Raw genomic sequence first — 17,959 nt, forward strand, 5'->3', positions numbered from 1 at the left:
CCGGAAGTGGAAGCACCGCGAGGTGTGGAGCTGACCGGTACTAACAGGCCGAGGGCTTGACCACACACCTTCCTGCCAACACAAGACAGGTGTTCACACAAAGCGTCCACTGTGCAGCTCTGAACGCCCGACCCGTGCAGGGTTGTTGTTCACAGTGTTACGGCGGCCATGGCGAGAGGGAAACGCCCGGATCCATTCCGAACCCGGAAGCTAAGCCTCTCAGCGCCGATGGTACTGCCCTGGAGACGGGGTGGGAGAGTAGGACGCCGCCGGACAACTCTTCACAGCAAGGGCCCCCACCACCCGGTGGGGGCCCTTGCTGCATTTCCGGGACATCCCTGAGGCGCCGTGGCATCGCGGGCCCGCACCTGGGGCGTTGTGGCATCGCGGGCCTGCAGGTGTGCCGCACGGCCCCGCTTCCGTCAGGACGGAACCGGGGCCGTGGATGGGACTGCCGTCGTCGGCTGTCAGGGGACGATGCGGCGGAGGCCGGCGAAGGAGAGGGCCGCCGTCGCGGCCGCCAGCGCCACCGGGATGGCGACGGCGAGGGTGAGCACGGACTGGTCGACGAGCCAGGTGCCGACGTCGCCCCACCAGCCCCGCCAGGAGACCAGCACCGCGAGGCCGCCGAAGACCACCATCGCGCCGATCACCAGGCCCCAGATCCCGAACTGGCCCCAGCGCTTCATGACCACGCCGATGGCGACTCCCAGGAAGGCCGCGGCGAGCATGGGGGCGCCCGAGACGAGGACCTGCAGGGCCGTGTTGTCGACGTCCATCTGCCCCGGGGCCCAGAAGTTCAGCCGGACGCCCCACCCGCCCGTGGCGTCCTCGAGCGCGGCGAGGAGCGCCACGGCGACCCCGTACACGAGCGAGGCGACGAGCGCCGCCAGCGCCGTGCCGAGGTAGAAGGCGCGCCGGCTCAGGCTCATCCCCATCGCGAAGGGCATCACCTGGGTCACCGACTGGATGAATACCACCAGGACGGTGATGTAGAGGGACGCCAGGCCACCGGTGATCCCGCCGCCCGGTTGCTCACCGGCGTCGGTCAGGGACCAGACCGCCAGGTTGATGGCGAAGCTCAGCGAGACGACGCCCCAGGGGATGCCGACCGTCAGCAGCGGGTTCATCGAGTGCAGGCGGGCGGCCGCCAGGACGCGGTTCATCGGGTGGCTCCCTCGTAGGGCGTGGACGATCGGGCGGTGCGGGCCGCGGCGGCCGCGGACGGGGTGCCGGCGGCCCGGGTGCTCAGCGCGACGACCAGTTGCTGCAGCGGGGTGGGCTCCGCCGTCAGCCCGGCGACGGACAGGTCGGCCGGGTCGACCGGGCGGTTCAGCCTCACCACGGCGCGCGTGGAGCCGCCCAGGGCGTCCCGGGTGAGCACCTCGTGCTCCCGGGCCAGCGACTCGACCCGCTCGGTGGGCCCGGTGACGGTGAGGGCGGACGCGCGCAGGGTCTCGACGTCGTCGTCGAGCAGGACGCGGCCGCCGTCGAGGAGGACGACGTGCTCGAGCAGCCCGCTGATCTCCTCGATGAGATGGGTGGACAGGACGATCGTCCGGGGCTCCTCGGCGTAGTCGGCGATCAGCCGGTCGTAGAAGAGCTGCCGGGCGACGGCGTCGAGGCCGAGGTAGGGCTCGTCGAAGAAGGTGACCGGCGCCCGGGACGCCAGGCCGATCGTGATCCCGACGGCCGACACCATGCCGCGGGACAGCTTGACCACGGGCCGGCGGGCGGGGAGGTCGAAGTCGGCCACGAGCGAGCGGGCCAGGTCCTCGTCCCAGGTGGGGAAGAGGGTGGCCGCCGCCGACAGCGCGTCGCGCACCCGGAAGTGGTCGGGGTAGCGCTGGCTCTCCTTGACGAAGCAGACCTGCTGCAGGACGGCGTCGTCCTCGAAGGGGTCGGCGCCCAGCACCCGCACCTGGCCGCTGGTGGGCACGCGGTGCCCGGCGAGCAGCTGCATCAGCGTCGTCTTGCCGGCGCCGTTGCGGCCGAGCAGGCCGGTGATGCCGTCGGTGGCGAAGGAGGTGGTCACCGCGTCGAGGGCGATGTGCTCCCGGTACCGCATGGTGACGTCGGTCAGGGTGGCCGCGGCGGTCATCGCTCGTCCTCCCAGCGGTCGATCATGCGGGCCAGCTCGGTGGTGGAGATGCCGAGCTTGTGCGCCTCGGTCATCAGGGGGCGGACGTACTGGTCGGCGAACTCGCTGCGGCGGCGCTTGAGCAGCTGCTCCCGGGCGCCCGTGGCGACGAACATCCCGACTCCTCGTCTCTTGTAGAGGACCCCGTCGGCGACGAGCTGGTTGAGGCCCTTGGCGGCTGTCGCGGGGTTGATGCGGTGGAAGGCGCTGAGCTCGTTGGACGAGGGCGCCTGGCTCTCCTCGGGGAGGGAGCCGTCGACGATCGCGTTCTCGATCTGCGCCGCGACCTGCCGGAAGATCGGCCCGGCGTCCTCGTTCACCCGGACCCCGGCTGTCCCGCCGGCCGGCCCAGGTGCCGGGGTTCATTACTCATGTAGTGAACCGTAGGGGTGGTGGAGCTCCGCCGTCAACACCGGCTACGGTCGCGCCGTGGACGACGCCGCCCTGACGCCCTTCACCGTCGACGTCCCCGCCGAGGAGGTGGACGACCTCCGCCGCCGGCTGCGCGGCACCCGCTGGCCCGACGCGGCGACCGCCGGCGACTGGTCGCAGGGCGTGCCGCTGGACTGGCTGCGCGAGGTCTGCCGGTACTGGGCCGAGGAGTACGACTGGGCCGCCTGCCAGGCCCGGCTGAACGCCGTCCCCCAGGGGACGACGGTGGTCGACGGGCTGGCGGTCCACCTCCTGCACGTGCCCTCGCCGCACCCGGGCGCGCTGCCGCTGGTGCTCACCCACGGCTGGCCGGGGTCGGTGCTGGAGTTCCTCGACCTGATCGGCCCGCTCACCGACCCCGAGGACCCGCGCGACGCCTTCTCCGTCGTCGTCCCCTCGCTGCCCGGCTACGGCTGGAGCGGGCACCCGCAGGCGCCCGGCTGGGGGCCGGCGCGGACCGCGGACGCGTGGGCGGAGGTGATGCGCCGGCTCGGGTACGACCGCTTCGGCGCGCAGGGCGGGGACATCGGGTCGTTCGTGTCGGCGAACCTGGGCGCGCGCCACCCCGACCGGGTGGCCGGCGTGCACCTCAACATGGTGGTGACCGACCCGCCGCCCGGGCAGACGGAGTTCGACGAGCGCGAGCAGCGCGCCCTGGACCGGATGCGCACCTTCCGCACCGACGGGTCGTCCTACAGCCACCAGCACCGCACCCGCCCCCAGACGCTGGGCTACGGGCTCACCGACTCCCCCGCCGGGCAGGCCGCGTGGATCCTCGAGAAGTTCGCCGCCTGGACCGACAACGACGGCGACCCGACCTCGGCGATCGCGCTCGACCGGCTGCTCGACGACGTCTCGGTGTACTGGTTCACCCGCACGGCGACGTCGTCGGCGCGGATGTACTGGGAGATGGCGCGGGCGCCGGAGGAGCGGGCCCCGCGGGTGGACGTGCCGGCCGGCGTCTCGCTGTTCCCGCACGAGATCTCCGTGCCGCCGCGCGCCTGGGTGGAGCGGCAGCTGACCGACCTGCGGCTGTGGCACGAGCACGACAGCGGCGGACACTTCGCGGCCATGGAGCGGCCGGAGCAGCTGCTGGCCGACGTCCGGGAGTTCTTCCGCCCGCTCAGGTAACCGCCGCGACACATCGGGCCGTTAGCGTCCGGGCTCCGCCGACCCCCGGAGGACCCCGCGTGCACCTCTCCCCGCACGAGCAGGAGCGCCTGCTGCTCTCCTACGCCGCCGAGCTGGCACGACGACGGCGGGCGCGGGGGCTGCGGCTCAACCTGCCCGAGGCCACGGCGATCGTCAGCGACCACGTGCTCGAGGGCGCCCGCGACGGCGTCCTGGTCGCGGAGCTCATGCAGTCCGGCCGCACCGTCCTCACCCGCGACGACGTGATGGACGGCGTCCCCGAGCTGCTGGAGGAGGTGCAGGTGGAGGCCACCTTCCCGGACGGGACCAAGCTGGTGACGGTCCACCAGCCGATCCCGTGAGCGGTGGGCCCGTGGTCCCGGGGGAGGTCATCCCCGCCGAGGGGACGATCGAGACGCTGCCGGGCGCCCCGCGGATCGAGCTCGAGGTGACCAACACCGGCGACCGGCCGGTGCAGGTGGGCTCGCACTTCCACTTCGCGCAGACCAACCGCGCCCTGGCCTTCGACCGGGCCGCGGCGGCCGGTCACCGGCTGGACGTCGCCGCCGGCACCGCCGTCCGCTTCGAGCCCGGCATCACCCGCACGGTGACGCTCGTGCCGCTGGCCGGCGCCCGCGTCGTCCCCGGCCTGACCGCAGAGGGAGGGCTCGGCTGATGGTGCAGCTGTCCCGCGAGCGCTACGCCCAGCTCTACGGCCCCACGACGGGCGACCGGATCCGGCTGGCCGACACCGACCTGCTCATCGAGGTCGAGGAGGACCGCTGCGGTGGCCCCGGCCGCGCCGGCGAGGAGGCGGTGTTCGGCGGCGGCAAGGTGATCCGCGAGTCGATGGGCCAGGGCCGTGCCACCCGGGCGGAGGGCGCGCCCGACCTGGTCATCACCGGCGCCGTCGTCCTCGACCACTGGGGCGTCGTCAAGGCCGACGTCGGCATCCGCGACGGCCGGATCGTCGCCCTGGGCAAGGCCGGGAACCCCGACACCATGGACGGCGTCCACCCCGACCTGGTCATCGGTCCCGGCACCGAGGTGATGGCCGGCAACGGCCGGATCCTCACCGCCGGCGGCATCGACTGCCACGTCCACTTCATCTGCCCGCAGATCGTGCCGACTGCACTCGGCTCGGGCGTCACCACGCTCATCGGCGGCGGCACCGGCCCGGCCGAGGGGTCGAAGGCCACCACGATCACCCCGGGCGCCTGGTACCTCGCGCGGATGCTCGAGGCGATGGACCCGTGGCCGGTCAACGTGGCGCTGCTGGGCAAGGGCAACACCGTCTCGCTCGAGTCGATGGAGGAGCAGCTCCGCGCCGGCGCCAGCGGCTTCAAGCTGCACGAGGACTGGGGCTCGACGCCCGCGGCGATCGACGCCTGCCTCACCGTGGCCGGGCGCAACGGCGTCCCGGTGGCCCTGCACTCGGACACGCTGAACGAGGCCGGGTTCGTCGAGGACACGCTCGCCGCGATCGCCGGCCGGTCGATCCACGCGTACCACACCGAGGGCGCCGGGGGCGGGCACGCGCCGGACATCATCACCGTGGCCGGGCACCCGAACGTGCTGCCGTCCTCGACCAACCCGACCCGGCCGCACACCGTGAACACCCTCGACGAGCACCTCGACATGCTCATGGTCTGCCACCACCTGGACTCCTCCGTGCCGGAGGACCTGGCCTTCGCCGAGAGCCGGATCCGGCCGACGACGATCGCCGCCGAGGACCTCCTGCACGACATCGGCGCCATCTCGATGATCGGCTCCGACGCGCAGGCGATGGGCCGGGTGGGCGAGGTCGTCATGCGCACCTGGCAGACGGCGCACGTGATGAAGCGCAAGCGCGGGTCGCTGGCCGGCGACGGCGCCGCGGACAACCTGCGGGCCCGCCGGTACGTCGCGAAGTACACGATCTGCCCCGCGGTGGCGCACGGCATCGACGGCGAGGTGGGCTCGGTGGAGCCCGGCAAGCTCGCCGACCTGGTGCTGTGGGACCCCCGCTTCTTCGGCGTCCGCCCGCACGCGGTGCTCAAGGGCGGCATGGTCGCGTGGGCGCAGATGGGCGACGCCAACGCCTCCATCCCGACGCCGCAGCCGCAGCTCCCGCGGCCGATGTTCGGCGCGTACGGGAAGGTGCCGGCGCTGACCTCGGTGCACTTCGTCGCGCCCGCCGCGCTGGAGGCCGGGCTCGGCGACCGGCTGGCCATCGACCGGCGGCTGACCGCGGTCACCGACACCACCCGGCTGACCAAGGCCGACATGCCGGAGAACACCGCGCTGCCGGAGATCCGCGTCGACCCGGACACCTTCACGGTGACCGTGGACGGCGAGGTGTGGGAGCCCGAGCCGGTGCGCGAACTGCCGATGGCGCAGCGGTACTTCCTGTTCTGATGACGGCGGCGTTGCTCACGCTGGCCGACTCGCGGCTCCCCGCGGGCGGGCACACGCACTCCGGCGGGGTGGAGCAGGCCATCGCGGCCGGCCTGGTGCACGACCCGTCGTCGCTGGCCGGCTTCCTGCTGCGGCGGCTCCAGACTGCCGGCCGGGTCGCCGCGGGCCTGGCGTCGGCCGCCTGCCGCGGGGGAGACCTGGCCGCTCTCGACGCGGAGGCCGACGCGCGGACGCCGTCACCGGCGCTGCGGGCCGCCTCCCGGCAGCAGGGCCGCGGGCTGGTGCGGGTGGGCCGCCGCGCCTGGCCCTCGCCGCTGTGGGACGCGCTGCCCGCCGCGCCGCACCACCCCGTCGCGCTCGGCGTCGCCGCGGCCGCGGGCGGGCTCACGCCCCGGGACGCGGCAGCGGCCGCCGCCTACCTGTCGGTCAGCGGCCCGGCGACCGCGGCCCAGCGGCTGCTCGCCATGGACCCGCTCACCGTCGCCGCCGTCACCGCGCGGCTCGCGCCGGAGATCGACGCCGTCGCCGAGAGGAGCCTTCGTAGCGCAATTGGCTCCCTCCCGGCCGACACCGACCCGCTCCTCGACCTGCTGGCCGAGGTGCACGCCACGAGAGGGGACCGCTTCTTTGCCTCCTGACCACAACCTGGACGACTACGTGGACCCCTACGAGCACGGGCACCGGCACGGCGGGCCCCTGCGCGTCGGGCTCGGCGGGCCGGTCGGCTCCGGGAAGACCGCGCTCGCCGCCGCGCTGTGCCGCACGCTCGGCGCCGAGTACGACCTCGCCGTCGTCACCAACGACATCTACACGACCGAGGACGCCGACTTCCTGCGCCGCAACGCCGTCCTCCCCGACGACCGGATCGAGGCGGTGCAGACCGGCTGCTGCCCGCACACCGCCATCCGCGACGACATCACCGCCAACCTCGACGCCGTCGAGCTGCTCGAGGCCCGCCACCCCGGGCTGGAGCTCGTGCTCGTGGAGTCCGGCGGGGACAACCTGACGGCGAGCTTCAGCTACGGGCTGGTCGACGTGCAGGTGTTCGTCGTCGACGTCGCCGGCGGGGACAAGGTGCCGCGCAAGGGCGGGCCCGGGGTCACCGCGAGCGACCTGCTCGTGGTGAACAAGACCGACCTCGCGCCGCTGGTGGGCGCCGACCTCGACGTCATGCGGCGGGACTCCGCGGTGGTGCGCGGCGACAAGCCCACCCTGCTCGTCTCCCTGCGCGAGGACCCGGCCGCCACCGAGGTGGCCGAGTGGGTGCGGCAGCAGGTGCGGGCGCGCCAGCTGCAGCAGGCGTGAGGACCCGGGTCGAGGTCGTCGCGCGGCGGGGGCCCGGCGGGCGCACCGTGCTGCCGGTGGTCCGCAGCAGCGGGCAGCTGGCGGTGCGCCGGACCGGTCCGTCCGCCGTCCACCTGGTGGCGACGGCGTTCGGCCCGCTCGGCGGCGACGACGCCGAGATCCGGCTGGTGGTCGAGGAGGGCGCCGTGCTGGCGGTGCGCTCGGTGGCCGCCGCCGTCGCGCTGCCCGCCCGCGACGGCGACCGGCCCTCGGCGCAGCACGTCGTCGCCGAGGTGGCCGGGGAGCTCGACCTGCGGATGGAGCCGACCGTGGTCGCCCGCGGCGCGCACCACCGGGCCGGGCTGACGGCGACGCTCACCCCGGGCGCCGTGCTCACCGCCACCGAGCAGGTGCTGCTCGGCCGCACCGGCGAGGAGCCCGGCCGGTGGACCGGCACGACGCGGGTGGTCGTCGACGGGCGGCCGCTGGTGCACACGACCGTCGGCCTGGGACCGGGGGCGCCGGCCTGGCTGCCACCGGTCGCGCCGCGCGCCTACGCCTCCACCGTGCACGTGGGGCAGGCTGCCGGGGTGCTGACCGCCGAGGACGCCGTCCGCCTGCCGCTGGAGAACGGGTGGGTGGCCACCGCGTGGGGCGCCGAGCTGCACACCGTGGTGCGCGCGGTGGAGGCGGTGGCGTGACCCGCGTCGACGGTCTCGTCGTCCGGGCCCGGCGGGTGGTGCTCCCGGGCGGTGAGCGCGCCGCCGCGGTGCACACCGAGGACGGCGTCGTCACCGCGGTCACCGGCTTCCACGACGCCCCGGCCGGCGCGGTCACGCTGGCCGACGACGAGGTGCTGCTGCCCGGCCTGGTCGACAGCCACGTGCACGTCAACGAGCCGGGCCGCACCGAGTGGGAGGGCTTCGCCAGCGCCACCCGGGCCGCGGCCGCCGGCGGCATCACCACGATCGTGGACATGCCGCTGAACTCCGTGCCGGCGACCACCACGCTCGACGCGCTGCGGGTCAAGCGGGAGGTGGCGGCCGGGCAGGTCGCCGTCGACGTGGCGTTCTGGGGCGGCGCGGTGCCCGGCAACCTCGCGCAGCTGCGGCCGATGCACGAGGCCGGCGTCGTCGGGTTCAAGTGCTTCCTGCTCGACTCCGGCGTGCCGGAGTTCCCGCCGCTGGACGACGCCGGCCTGCGCGCCGCGCTGGCCGAGCTGGCGACGTTCGACGGGCTGCTGATCGCGCACGCCGAGGACGAGGCCGTCATCGACGCGGCGCCGGAGCCGGCCGGCGCCAGCTACGCGGCGTTCCTCGCCTCCCGCCCGCCCGCGGCCGAGGAGACGGCGATCGGCCGGCTGGTCGCGGCCACGCGGGACACCGGCGCGCGCAGCCACGTCGTCCACCTGGCCGACGGCGACGCGCTGCCGCTGCTGCGCGCGGCCCGGGCCTCCGGGGTGCGGGTCACCGTGGAGACCTGCCCGCACTACCTCACCTTCGCCGCCGAGGACGTGCCCGACGGCGACACCGCGTACAAGTGCTGCCCGCCGATCCGCGAGGCGGCGCACCGGGAGGCGCTGTGGGGGGCGCTCGCGGCCGGCGACGTGGACCTGGTGGTGAGCGACCACTCGCCGTGCACGCCCGAGCTCAAGCGGCTCGACGTCGGCGACTTCGGGCTGGCGTGGGGCGGCATCGCGGGCCTGCAGGTGACGCTGCCGGCCGTGTGGACCGGCGCCCGGGCCCGCGGCGTCCCGCTTCCGCAGGTGGTCGAGTGGATGGCGGCGGCCCCGGCGCGGCTGGCCGGGCTGCCGGGCAAGGGCGCGATCGCCGTCGGGCGGGACGCCGACCTGGTGGCCTTCGCGCCCGAGGAGCCGTTCACGGTGGGCCGGCTCGAGCACCGCAACCCCGTGACGCCCTACGCCGGGCGGGAGCTCACCGGCGTCGTCCGGCGGACCTGGCTGCGGGGGCGGGAGGCCGACGGCAGCCCCCTCGGCCGGCTGCTGGGCCGAGGGGGCTGGTGACGGGCTGGAACGGCCCGCCTGCAGGGTCCCGCCGCGAGCCGCGAGCGGTGGGGGGCAGGCGGGTCCTTCTACTGCTGCTCGCCCTCCTCGCGGGCGGCCTCGTCCATGATCTTCGGGTCGTCGGTGGACCCGCCGGCGGGGTCGGCGTTGCCCAGCGCGGTCTCGGCGGGCATCTGCCGGATGTGCTCGCGGGCGCGCTCGCGCAGGTCGTCGGTCGGTTCGGACACGGGTCCTCCTCGGGGTCTGCTGGAACGCCGGACCCCTACCCCGCCCGTGACACAGTGACCCCCGCCGACCCCGGAGGAGAGCCGTGAGCGACCCGTTCGACCTGCCCGACCTCGCCGTGCGCACGCAGGGCGGTGCGGTGGTGGCCGCCAACGACGAGTTCTTCGCCGGCAAGGAGAACCTCGTCCTGCCCGGCCCGGCGCGCGCCCGCGACGACTTCGGCGCCCGCGGCAAGGAGTACGACGGCTGGGAGACCCGGCGGCGCCGCGAGCCCGGGCACGACTGGGCGGTCGTGCGGCTCGGCATGCCGGGGGTGGTGCGCGCCGCCGTCGTCGACACGGCGTTCTTCCTCGGCAACTACCCGCCGCGGGCGTCGCTGGAGGGCGCGGCGGTGGAGGGGCACCCGCCGGCGTCCGCGCTGGCCGGCGCCGACTGGGTGCCGCTGCTGCCGCTGTCGGACCTGGCCGGCGGCACCGCGAACCGGTTCGTCGTCGAGCCGGGGCCGCGGGTGACGCACGTGCGGCTGTCGATCCACCCCGACGGCGGCGTCGCCCGGCTGCGGGTGCACGGCGAGGTCGTGCCCGACCCGCGGCTGCTCGACGCCGGCCCGTGCGACCTCGCGGCGCTGGAGAACGGCGGCCGGGTGACCGGGGTGAGCAACGCCTTCTACGGCAGCCCGCACCAGCTCATCGGCCGCGGCGAGGCCCGCTCCATGGGCGAGGGATGGGAGAACGCCCGCCGCCGCGACGACGGCAACGACTGGGTCGACGTCGCGCTGGCCTGCGAGGGCACCGTGACCCTCGCCGAGCTGGACACCTCCTGGTTCCTGGGCAACGCGCCCGGCGCGGCGTCGCTGACCGGCCGGACGGCGGACGGCGCCGAGGTGGAGCTGCTGCCCCGCACGCCGCTGCAGCCCGACACCCGGCACCGCTTCGTGCTCCCCGGCGACGCCGCCGTCACCGGTGTGCGGATGGACGTCTTCCCCGACGGCGGGATGGCCCGGCTGCGGCTGTGGGGCCGCCCGACCGACGCCGGCCGCGCCGCGCTGCAGCAGCGGTGGGAGTCCACGGCGCGCGGGTAGGGGCCGGACGTGGCTTCCTCAGGTCCAGTGATCGCGATCACCGGGTCCACCGACGGCATCGGCCGGGCGGCCGCACGGCAGCTGCTGGGCGACGGGCACACCGTCGTCCTGCACGCCCGCAGCGAGGCCCGGGGCGCGCCGGTCGCCGAGGAGCTGGGCCGGCTCGGCGACGTCCGGCTGGTCACCGGCGACCTGGCCGACCTCGACGAGGTGCGCGCCCTGGCCGACCGGCTCGGCGAGGTGGACGTGCTCGTGCACAACGCCGGCGTGTGGCCCGTCGACGGCGCGGCACCCAGCGCGCAGGGCCACGAGATCGCCTTCGCCGTCAACGCGCTGGCCCCGCACCTGCTCACCGCGCTCGTGCACGAGCGGGTGCGGGAGCGGCTGGTCTTCCTCGGCAGCGGCATGGTCGGCTCGGGCCGCGTCGACCCCGACGACCTCGGCACCCCGCGGGACCCCCGGCACGCCTACGCCGACTCCAAGGCCCTCGACGTCGTCCTGTCGCTCGGCTGGGCCCGCCGCCTGCCGCACCTGCGGGTGGGCGCCGTCGACCCCGGGTGGGTGCGGACCAAGCTGGCGTCCCCGGGCGCGCCGGGCGACGTCGAGGACGGCGGCGCGCGGGTGGCACTGGCCGCGGCCGGCGACTGGCCGGGCGGCTACACCGCCGGGCGCCGGCCGGCGCGGACGCCGGGCGCGCTGGAGGACCCCGGCCTGCAGGACCGGGTGCTGGCCGCGATGGACCGCCTGGCCGGGGTCGTGGGCTGATCCCTCCGCTGCTCAGGCCCCCTGCAGGGGCCCGCCGCGAGCGTGCGAGCGGTGAGGGGCAGGGGGTCCTTCGACGGTGAGGTGCTCCGGGCGGACCGGGACGCGGGTCAGCGGCAGGCCGGTGGCCTGGCGGATCGCCGCCAGCACCGCCGGGCCGGAGGAGATGTTGGGCGCCTCGCCGACGCCGCGCAGCCCGTAGGGGGCGTGCGGGTCGCCGTACTCGAGGATCTCGATCCGCATCGGCGGCATGTCGAGCACCGTGGGGATCAGGTAGTCGGTGAACGACGGGTTCTGCACCCGGCCGTCGCGCACCAGGATCTCCTCCATCACCGCCAGCCCGAGGCCCTGCGCGGTGCCGCCCTGGATCTGCCCGATCACCGCCTGCGGGTTGATCGCCTTGCCCACGTCCTGGGTGCAGGCCATCTCCACGACCTTGACCAGGCCGAGCTCGGTGTCGACGTCGACCACGGCGCGGTGCGCGGAGAACGCGTACTGCACGTGGGCGAAGCCCTGGCCGGTCTCGGGGTCAATCGGCCGGGTGGGCCGGTGCCGCCACTCCAGCGTCTCCTCGACGGCGTCCTCGCCGAGCACCTCGGCGAGCGTCAGCGCGACGCCCTCGCCGTCGGAGACGACCTTGCCGCCGTCGAGCCGCAGGTCGGACACCGCCCGGCCGACAAGGTCCCGGGCGCGGGCGAGCACCTGCTCCCGCACCGCCTCGCAGGCGGCCTTCACCGCGCCGCCGGTCACGTAGGTCTGCCGCGACGCGGAGGTGGACCCGGCCGAGCCGACGGCGGTGTCCTTCGGGGCGACGACGACGCGCTCGACGCCGAGCTCGGTGCGCGCGATCTGCTGCTCGACGGTGACCAGGCCCTGCCCGACCTCGGCCGCCGCGGTGTGCACGGTGGCCACCGCCTCGCCGCCGACGACCTCCAGCCGCACCCGCGCGGTGGAGTGGTCGTCGAAGCCCTCGGAGAAGGCGACGTTCTTGTACGCGACGGCGTACCCGACCCCGCGCCGCACGCCCTCGCCGTGGGTGGTGTTGGAGACGCCGCCGGGCACGTCGCGCAGGTCGACGTCGGCGCCGGTGGCGGGCGCGGGCGGCAGCGGCATCGCCGCCAGCCGGCGCAGCAGCTCGACCACCGGCGCCGCGCTGTCGACCACCTGCCCGTTGGGCGTGACCGAGCCCTCCGCCATGGCGTTGCGGCAGCGCAGCTCGACGGGGTCCATGCCGAGCTCGGCGGCGAGCGCGTCCATCTGCGACTCGTAGGCGAACGCGGTCTGCACCGAGCCGAACCCGCGCATGGCCCCGCACGGCGGGTTGTTGGTGTAGGCGCCGTAGCAGTCGACGTGCACGTTCGGGACGACGTAGGGGCCCAGACCCATCGTGCCGGCGTTGCCGACGACCGCGGGCGTACTGGAGGCGTAGGCGCCGCCGTCGAGGTAGATCGTGGCCCTGACGTAGACGAGGTCGCCGTCGCGGGTGGCGCCGTGCTCGTAGCGCATGGTGGCCGGGTGCCGGTGCACGTGGCCGAAGAAGGACTCCTCGCGGTTGTAGGACATCTTCACCGGCCGGCCGGTGTGCAGCGCCAGCAGGCAGGCGTGCACGTGCATGGAGAGGTCCTCGCGGCCGCCGAACGCCCCGCCGACGCCGGCGAGGGTCAGCCGCACCTTCTCCTCCGGCATGCCCAGCGCCGCGCAGATCTGCCGCTGGTCGACGTGCAGCCACTGGGTGGCGACGTAGAGGTCGACGCCGCCGTCCTCGGCCGGGACCGCGAGCCCGGACTCCGGCCCGAGGAACGCCTGGTCCTGCATGCCGACCTCGTACTCGCCGACCACCACGACGTCGGCCGTTGGGTCGGGGTCGCCCTTGCGGATCTTGAGGTGGCGCACCAGGTTGCCCCGCGGGTGCAGGTGGGCGCTCTCCCGGGACAGCTCGGTGACCTCGGCGGGGGTGTCGTGCACCTGGTTCCAGGTGGGATGCCCGAGCGCGGTGCGCGCGTCGGTGACCGGCTCCCACACCTCGTAGTCGACGACGACGCGCGCGGCGGCCCGCCGGGCGGTGTCGGGGTGGTCGGCGGCCACCAGCGCCACCGGCTCGCCCTGGTAGCGGACGACGTCGAGCGCGAGCACCGGCTGGTCGGCGAGCTCGAGACCGTAGACCTTCTCGCCGGGGACATCGTCGCTGGTGAGGACGGCGTGCACGCCGGGGACGGCGAGCGCGGGGCCGACGTCGATCGAGCGGATGCGGGCGTAGGGGTGCGGGCTGCGCAGCGTGACGCCCCACAGCATGTCGTCCATCCACAGGTCGCTGCCGTAGGCGAACTCGCCGCGGACCTTGAGGACGCCGTCGGGGCGCTGCGCGTCGGCGCCGACCCCGCCGCCGGCGCCGGTCAGGTGCGCGGGGGCGCCGCTCGGGGCGCGGGTGGGGGTGCTCATCGTGCCTCACCTGCCATGCGGTCGGCGGCCAGCCGGACGGCGTCGAGGATCTTCTCGTAGCCGGTGCAGCGACAGAGGTTGCCGGCCAGCGCCTCGCGGATCTCGGCGTCGGCGGGCTTCCGGCCCTCGGCGCGGGTGCGGGCGACCAGGTCGTCGGTGGCCACGAGCAGGCCCGGCGTGCAGAAGCCGCACTGGACGGCGCCGGCCTCGAGGAACGCCTCCTGGACCGGGTGCAGCTCGCCGGCGGGCGCGAGGCCCTCGACGGTGCCGACCTCGCGGCCCTGCGCCTGGCCGGCGGCGACCAGGCAGGCGCAGACCGGGACGTCGTCGAGGTAGACGGTGCACGAGCCGCACTCGCCCTGCTCGCAGGCGTTCTTCGACCCGGGCAGGCCCATCCGCTCGCGCAGGACGTAGAGCAGGCTCTCGCCCTCCCAGACGTCGTCGACCTCGCGGGGCGTGCCGTTGACCGAGCAGCTCAGGCGCACGTCGGGTCTCCCTTCCGGTAGTCGGCCCAGGCCCAGGTGAGGGTGCGGCGGGCCATGACGGACAGGGCGTGCACGCGGTAGGCGGCGGTGCCCCGGACGTCGTCGATGGGGGCGGCGGCCGCGGCGACCAGCTCGCCGAAGCGCCCGGCGGTGGCAGCCGGCAGCTCGCCGCGGGACTCCCACAGCCCGTCGAGCTCGCCGGCGAGGAACTCCTCGGCCTCCGGCGCGCGGCGCGGGGTGGGCGCGGCCGAGCCGATGCCGGTGCCGACGGCGCGGCGGTCGGGGTGCAGCGCCAGGCCGAAGGCGGCCACGGCGATGACCATCGCGTTGCGGGTGCCGATCTTGCTGTACTGCTGCGGCCCGGACGGCGGGCGGATGCGGACGGCGGCGATCAGCTCGTCGTCGGCCAGGGCGGAGCGCTTGACGCCCCGGTAGAACTCGCTCACTGGGATCCGGCGTGTGCCGCGGACCGACGCGACCTCGACCTCGGCGTCCGCGGCCAGCAGCGCGGGGTGCGCGTCGCCGGCGGGCGAGGCGGTGGCCAGGTTGCCGCCGACGGTGCCGCGGTTGCGGATCTGCGGCGAGCCGATCGTGCGGGCGGCCATCGCGAGGCCGGGCAGCCGGCCGCCGAGCTCGGTGATCACCCGGGCGTACGGGACGCCGGCGCCCAGCCGCACCGCGCCGTCGTCGAGGCCCCACTCCTGCAGCTCGGGGACGCGGGTGAGGTCGATCAGGGTCGTCGGGCGCAGGCGGCCGAAGTTGACCGCCACCATGACGTCGGTGCCCCCGGCGATCGGGACGGCGTCGCGGGCGGCGGCCTTCGCCTCCAGCGCCTCCTCCCACGTCGCGGGCTGCAGGAAGTCCATCGTCGCTCCCGGTGGCTCAGGCGCCCCCGGGTTCCCGGGGGACGGCCACGGTAGCCCCGGCTCGTTCCGATCGGGTTGCGCGACGTCACGTGGCGACTCGCCGTGTTCACACGGGCTGGGCAGGATGCCGCGGGTGGAGACGACCGCCGACCTGCTGGTGCGCCCCGCCGACCTGCTGGTGCACGACGCCGACCTGCTGGCCACCGTCGACGACGGCCGGCGCGAGATCCCCGGCGGCTGGGTGGCCGTCACCGGCGGGGTGGTGAGCGGGGTCGGCGGGCCCGGCGACCCGCGGCCGGACGCCGTCCGCACCGTGGACGCGCGCGGCTGCCTGGTGACGCCCGGGCTGGTCAACACCCACCACCACCTGTACCAGAACCTCACCCGCTCGTTCGCCCCCGCGCTGACCGGCGGGCTCTTCGAGTGGCTGGTCACCCTCTACCCGCTGTGGGCGCGGCTGGACGAGGAGGCGGCCTACGTGTCGGCCTACGTCGGGCTCACCGAGCTCGCGCTGGCCGGCTGCACCACCTCCACCGACCACCTCTACGTGCACCCGCGCGGCGCCGGCGACCTGATCGGCGCCGAGGTGCGCGCCGCGCAGGACCTCGGCATGCGGTCGCACTTCACGCGGGGCTCGATGTCGCTGTCGGTGAAGGACGGCGGGCTGCCCCCGGACTCCGTCGTCCAGGACGACGACGAGGTCCTGGCGGAGTCCCAGCGCCTGGTGGAGGCCCACCACGACCGCTCCCCGTCCGCGCTGACCCGCCTCGCGCTCGCGCCGTGCTCGCCGTTCAGCGTGTCGACGGAGCTGATGACGCGGACGGCGGAGCTGGCCGAACGCCTCGACGTCCGGCTGCACACCCACCTCGCCGAGACGCAGGACGAGGACGCGTTCTGCCTGGAGCGCTTCGGCCGCCGCCCGGTGGACTACCTGTCCGACGTCGGCTGGATGACCGACCGGACGTGGCTCGCGCACGTGGTGTGGCCCTCGGCCGACGAGGTGACCCGGCTCGGCGCCGCGCGGGTCGGGGCGGCGCACTGCCCGTCGTCGAACATGGTCCTGGGCAGCGGGCTGTCGCCGGTGGCCGAGCTGCGGGCCGCCGGCGCGCCGGTGGGGCTGGGCGTGGACGGGTCGGCGTCGGCGGACGCCGCGTCGCTGTGGCTGGAGGCCCGCACGGCGATGCTGCAGGGCAAGCTCCGGCACGGCGCCGGGTCGTTCACCGCCCGCGACGCCCTGGAGATCGCCACCCGCGGCGGCGCGGCCTGCCTCGGGCGCACCGGCGAGATCGGGCAGCTGTCGGTGGGCGCGTGCGGCGACCTCGCCGTCTGGCCGCTCACCGGGCCGGCGTTCGCGGGCGCGCTGTCGGACCCGGTGGAGGCGTGGCTGCGCTGCGGCCCGGTGGCCGCGCGGCACACCGTCGTCGGCGGGCGGTTCGTGGTGGACGACGGCGTCCCGGTGCACCCCGGCCTCGGCGAGCAGCTCGCCGTCCACCGCCGGGTGAGCGAGCGCATGCAGGCCGCCGTCTGAGGGCCGATAGCGCTACAAAGGCGCTCAGAGGGCGGCGGCGAGGGCCTCGAGGTCGTCGACGGTGGCGTCCACGTGCGGCGACACCCGCAGCACCGGCCCGGTCATCTCGCCCGGCGCGCGCTCCGGCCCGGCCGCGGTGGTGACGATGCCGTGCTCGGCGAGCAGCCGCGCCCGGGTGGCCGCGACGTCGGCGCCGTCCGGCGGGCGCAGCGTCGTGGTGGAGGTGAGCTCGCCGGCCGGCTCCACCACCGACCAGCCCGCCGCGCCGTCGAGCACCGTCCGCGCCGCCCGCCCCAGCGCCGCCAGCCGCTCGCGCACCCGGTCGGGGCCGGCGGCCAGGTGCTCGCCGACCGCGAGCACCAGTCCGACCCGCCCGGCCACGTGCGCCTCGCCGCTCTCCAGCGCGCGCAGCGGCGGGACGCCCTCCGGCGCCGGCCACACCGGGGTGAGCTGCGCGGCCACCGCCGGGCGCACGCACAGCACCCCGACGCCGCGCGGCCCGGCCAGCCACTTGCGGGAGGTCGAGTAGACGACGTCGGCACCGAGGTCGACGTCGACGTGCCCGAGCGACTGCGCCGCGTCGAGCACCAGCGGCACCCCGTGCGCCCGGCACAGCGCCGCCACCTCGCGCGCCGGCTGGACGACGCCGCGGTGGCTGCCCACGTGCGTGAGGTGCACGAAGCGCGGCGGATCGGTGACCAGCAGCCGCTCGAGCGCGGCGACGTCGACCCGCCCGTCGCCGTCGGACGCCACCGGGACCACCTCGAGCCCGGCCGTCCGCAGCAGCGCCAGGTTCGGCCCGTACTCGCCGGTCGGCGCCGCCACCCGCGTGCCGGCCGGCAGCCGCCAGGCGGCCAGCAGCGTCGTGAGCGCCGCCTGCGCCGACTCGACGAAGACGACGTCGGCCGCCGCCATGCCGGCCAGCCCGCCGATCACGCTGCGGCCCTGCTGCAGCAGGTGCTCCGCGGCCGCCTGCGCCACGTAGCCGCCGAGCTCGGCCTCGTGCCGGGCGTGCTGCGCGACCGCGCCGAGCACCCGCTCGCTCTGCCGGCTGCACGCCGCCGTGTCGAGGTGCCGGCCGGCCATCGGGGGACGGGCGGCGCGCCAGGCGTCGGCGAGGTCGTCGTGCGGCAGCAGCAGGTCGAGCGCGGTCACCCCGCGACGTT

The 17,959-nt window shown here is 75.6% G+C and carries 19 protein-coding genes and 1 rRNA gene; 12 read left to right on the top strand and 8 right to left on the bottom strand.

All coding sequences use genetic code 11. The features are described 5' to 3' along the window. Nucleotides 1–158: 158 nt before the first annotated feature. Nucleotides 159–275 (top strand): 5S ribosomal RNA (rrf, locus tag ACI79X_RS16855). Between the two features lie 192 nt (nt 276–467). Here the strand turns inward: rrf and ACI79X_RS16860 are convergent. Genes ACI79X_RS16860 through ACI79X_RS16870 form a run of 3 tightly spaced genes read right to left on the bottom strand, consistent with a single transcriptional unit; the run spans nt 468 to nt 2,460 of the window. Then, nucleotides 468–1,166: a hypothetical protein gene (locus ACI79X_RS16860; protein WP_457026569.1), complete on the bottom strand. Its 699-nt coding sequence runs from the start codon at nt 1,164–1,166 to the stop codon at nt 468–470. Further along, a complete protein-coding gene (locus tag ACI79X_RS16865) occupies nt 1,163–2,101 on the bottom strand; it encodes an ABC transporter ATP-binding protein (protein ID WP_457026570.1) in 939 nt (312 codons plus the stop codon). The genes ACI79X_RS16860 and ACI79X_RS16865 overlap by 4 nt, the downstream gene beginning before the upstream one ends. Continuing rightward, the gene (locus tag ACI79X_RS16870) at nt 2,098–2,460 is read right to left on the bottom strand and encodes a GntR family transcriptional regulator (RefSeq protein WP_457026571.1); all 363 of its coding nucleotides are present in this window, start codon (nt 2,458–2,460) and stop codon (nt 2,098–2,100) included. Before ACI79X_RS16870 ends, ACI79X_RS16865 begins: the two co-directional genes overlap by 4 nt. A gap of 109 nt (nt 2,461–2,569) precedes the next feature. Between ACI79X_RS16870 and ACI79X_RS16875 the strand changes: the two genes are divergently transcribed. Genes ACI79X_RS16875 through allB form a run of 8 tightly spaced genes read left to right on the top strand, consistent with a single transcriptional unit; the run spans nt 2,570 to nt 9,407 of the window. After that, entirely contained in the window at nt 2,570–3,703 is a 1,134-nt protein-coding gene (locus ACI79X_RS16875) for an epoxide hydrolase family protein (RefSeq protein ID WP_457026572.1), read from the top strand. A gap of 59 nt (nt 3,704–3,762) precedes the next feature. Beyond that, nucleotides 3,763–4,065: an urease subunit gamma gene (locus ACI79X_RS16880; RefSeq protein ID WP_457026573.1), complete on the top strand. Its 303-nt coding sequence runs from the start codon at nt 3,763–3,765 to the stop codon at nt 4,063–4,065. After that, a complete protein-coding gene (locus tag ACI79X_RS16885) occupies nt 4,062–4,379 on the top strand; it encodes an urease subunit beta (RefSeq protein ID WP_457026574.1) in 318 nt (105 codons plus the stop codon). Before ACI79X_RS16880 ends, ACI79X_RS16885 begins: the two co-directional genes overlap by 4 nt. Next, a complete protein-coding gene (locus ACI79X_RS16890) occupies nt 4,379–6,100 on the top strand; it encodes an urease subunit alpha (RefSeq protein ID WP_457026575.1) in 1,722 nt (573 codons plus the stop codon). The genes ACI79X_RS16885 and ACI79X_RS16890 overlap by 1 nt, the downstream gene beginning before the upstream one ends. Next, the gene (locus ACI79X_RS16895) at nt 6,100–6,738 is read left to right on the top strand and encodes an urease accessory protein UreF (RefSeq protein WP_457026576.1); all 639 of its coding nucleotides are present in this window, start codon (nt 6,100–6,102) and stop codon (nt 6,736–6,738) included. Before ACI79X_RS16890 ends, ACI79X_RS16895 begins: the two co-directional genes overlap by 1 nt. After that, on the top strand, nt 6,728–7,405 hold the full coding sequence (ureG, locus tag ACI79X_RS16900; RefSeq protein WP_457026577.1) for an urease accessory protein UreG: 678 nt from the start codon (nt 6,728–6,730) through the stop codon (nt 7,403–7,405). The genes ACI79X_RS16895 and ureG overlap by 11 nt, the downstream gene beginning before the upstream one ends. Continuing rightward, nucleotides 7,402–8,085, top strand: coding sequence for an urease accessory protein UreD (locus ACI79X_RS16905; RefSeq protein WP_457026578.1), 684 nt, complete (start codon nt 7,402–7,404; stop codon nt 8,083–8,085). The genes ureG and ACI79X_RS16905 overlap by 4 nt, the downstream gene beginning before the upstream one ends. Continuing rightward, nucleotides 8,082–9,407 carry an allantoinase AllB gene (gene allB / locus ACI79X_RS16910; RefSeq protein WP_457026579.1) on the top strand — a complete coding sequence of 442 codons (1,326 nt, stop codon included), beginning with the start codon at nt 8,082–8,084 and terminating at the stop codon, nt 9,405–9,407. The genes ACI79X_RS16905 and allB overlap by 4 nt, the downstream gene beginning before the upstream one ends. A 68-nt stretch (nt 9,408–9,475) precedes the next feature. Here allB and ACI79X_RS16915 read toward each other — a convergent pair whose 3' ends face one another. Beyond that, nucleotides 9,476–9,634, bottom strand: coding sequence for a hypothetical protein (locus tag ACI79X_RS16915; protein WP_457026580.1), 159 nt, complete (start codon nt 9,632–9,634; stop codon nt 9,476–9,478). Nucleotides 9,635–9,717: 83 nt separating this feature from the next. Between ACI79X_RS16915 and alc the strand changes: the two genes are divergently transcribed. Further along, the gene (gene alc / locus ACI79X_RS16920; RefSeq protein WP_457026581.1) at nt 9,718–10,713 is read left to right on the top strand and encodes an allantoicase; all 996 of its coding nucleotides are present in this window, start codon (nt 9,718–9,720) and stop codon (nt 10,711–10,713) included. A gap of 27 nt (nt 10,714–10,740) precedes the next feature. Further along, entirely contained in the window at nt 10,741–11,478 is a 738-nt protein-coding gene (locus tag ACI79X_RS16925) for an SDR family NAD(P)-dependent oxidoreductase (RefSeq protein WP_457026582.1), read from the top strand. Between the two features lie 12 nt (nt 11,479–11,490). On the opposite strand, the gene pucD is transcribed toward ACI79X_RS16925, so the two are convergent. From pucD to ACI79X_RS16940, 3 genes are read right to left on the bottom strand one after another with little or no spacing between them, the layout of a single operon-like run. After that, the gene (gene pucD, locus ACI79X_RS16930) at nt 11,491–13,914 is read right to left on the bottom strand and encodes a xanthine dehydrogenase subunit D (protein WP_457026583.1); all 2,424 of its coding nucleotides are present in this window, start codon (nt 13,912–13,914) and stop codon (nt 11,491–11,493) included. After that, complete coding sequence (locus tag ACI79X_RS16935; protein ID WP_457026584.1) at nt 13,911–14,399, bottom strand: (2Fe-2S)-binding protein; 489 nt, start codon at nt 14,397–14,399, stop codon at nt 13,911–13,913. Before ACI79X_RS16935 ends, pucD begins: the two co-directional genes overlap by 4 nt. Next, complete coding sequence (locus ACI79X_RS16940) at nt 14,390–15,265, bottom strand: FAD binding domain-containing protein (protein ID WP_457026585.1); 876 nt, start codon at nt 15,263–15,265, stop codon at nt 14,390–14,392. Before ACI79X_RS16940 ends, ACI79X_RS16935 begins: the two co-directional genes overlap by 10 nt. A gap of 133 nt (nt 15,266–15,398) precedes the next feature. Here ACI79X_RS16940 and ACI79X_RS16945 point away from each other — a divergent pair, with 133 nt between their 5' ends. Then, nucleotides 15,399–16,793, top strand: a complete 1,395-nt coding sequence (locus tag ACI79X_RS16945) for an 8-oxoguanine deaminase (protein WP_457026586.1) — start codon at nt 15,399–15,401, stop codon at nt 16,791–16,793. 24 nt (nt 16,794–16,817) lie between these two features. Here ACI79X_RS16945 and egtE read toward each other — a convergent pair whose 3' ends face one another. Further along, complete coding sequence (egtE, locus tag ACI79X_RS16950; protein WP_457026587.1) at nt 16,818–17,948, bottom strand: ergothioneine biosynthesis PLP-dependent enzyme EgtE; 1,131 nt, start codon at nt 17,946–17,948, stop codon at nt 16,818–16,820. Between the last annotated feature and the right edge of the window lie 11 nt (nt 17,949–17,959).

It is taken from the genome of Geodermatophilus sp. SYSU D01119, from assembly GCF_054049975.1.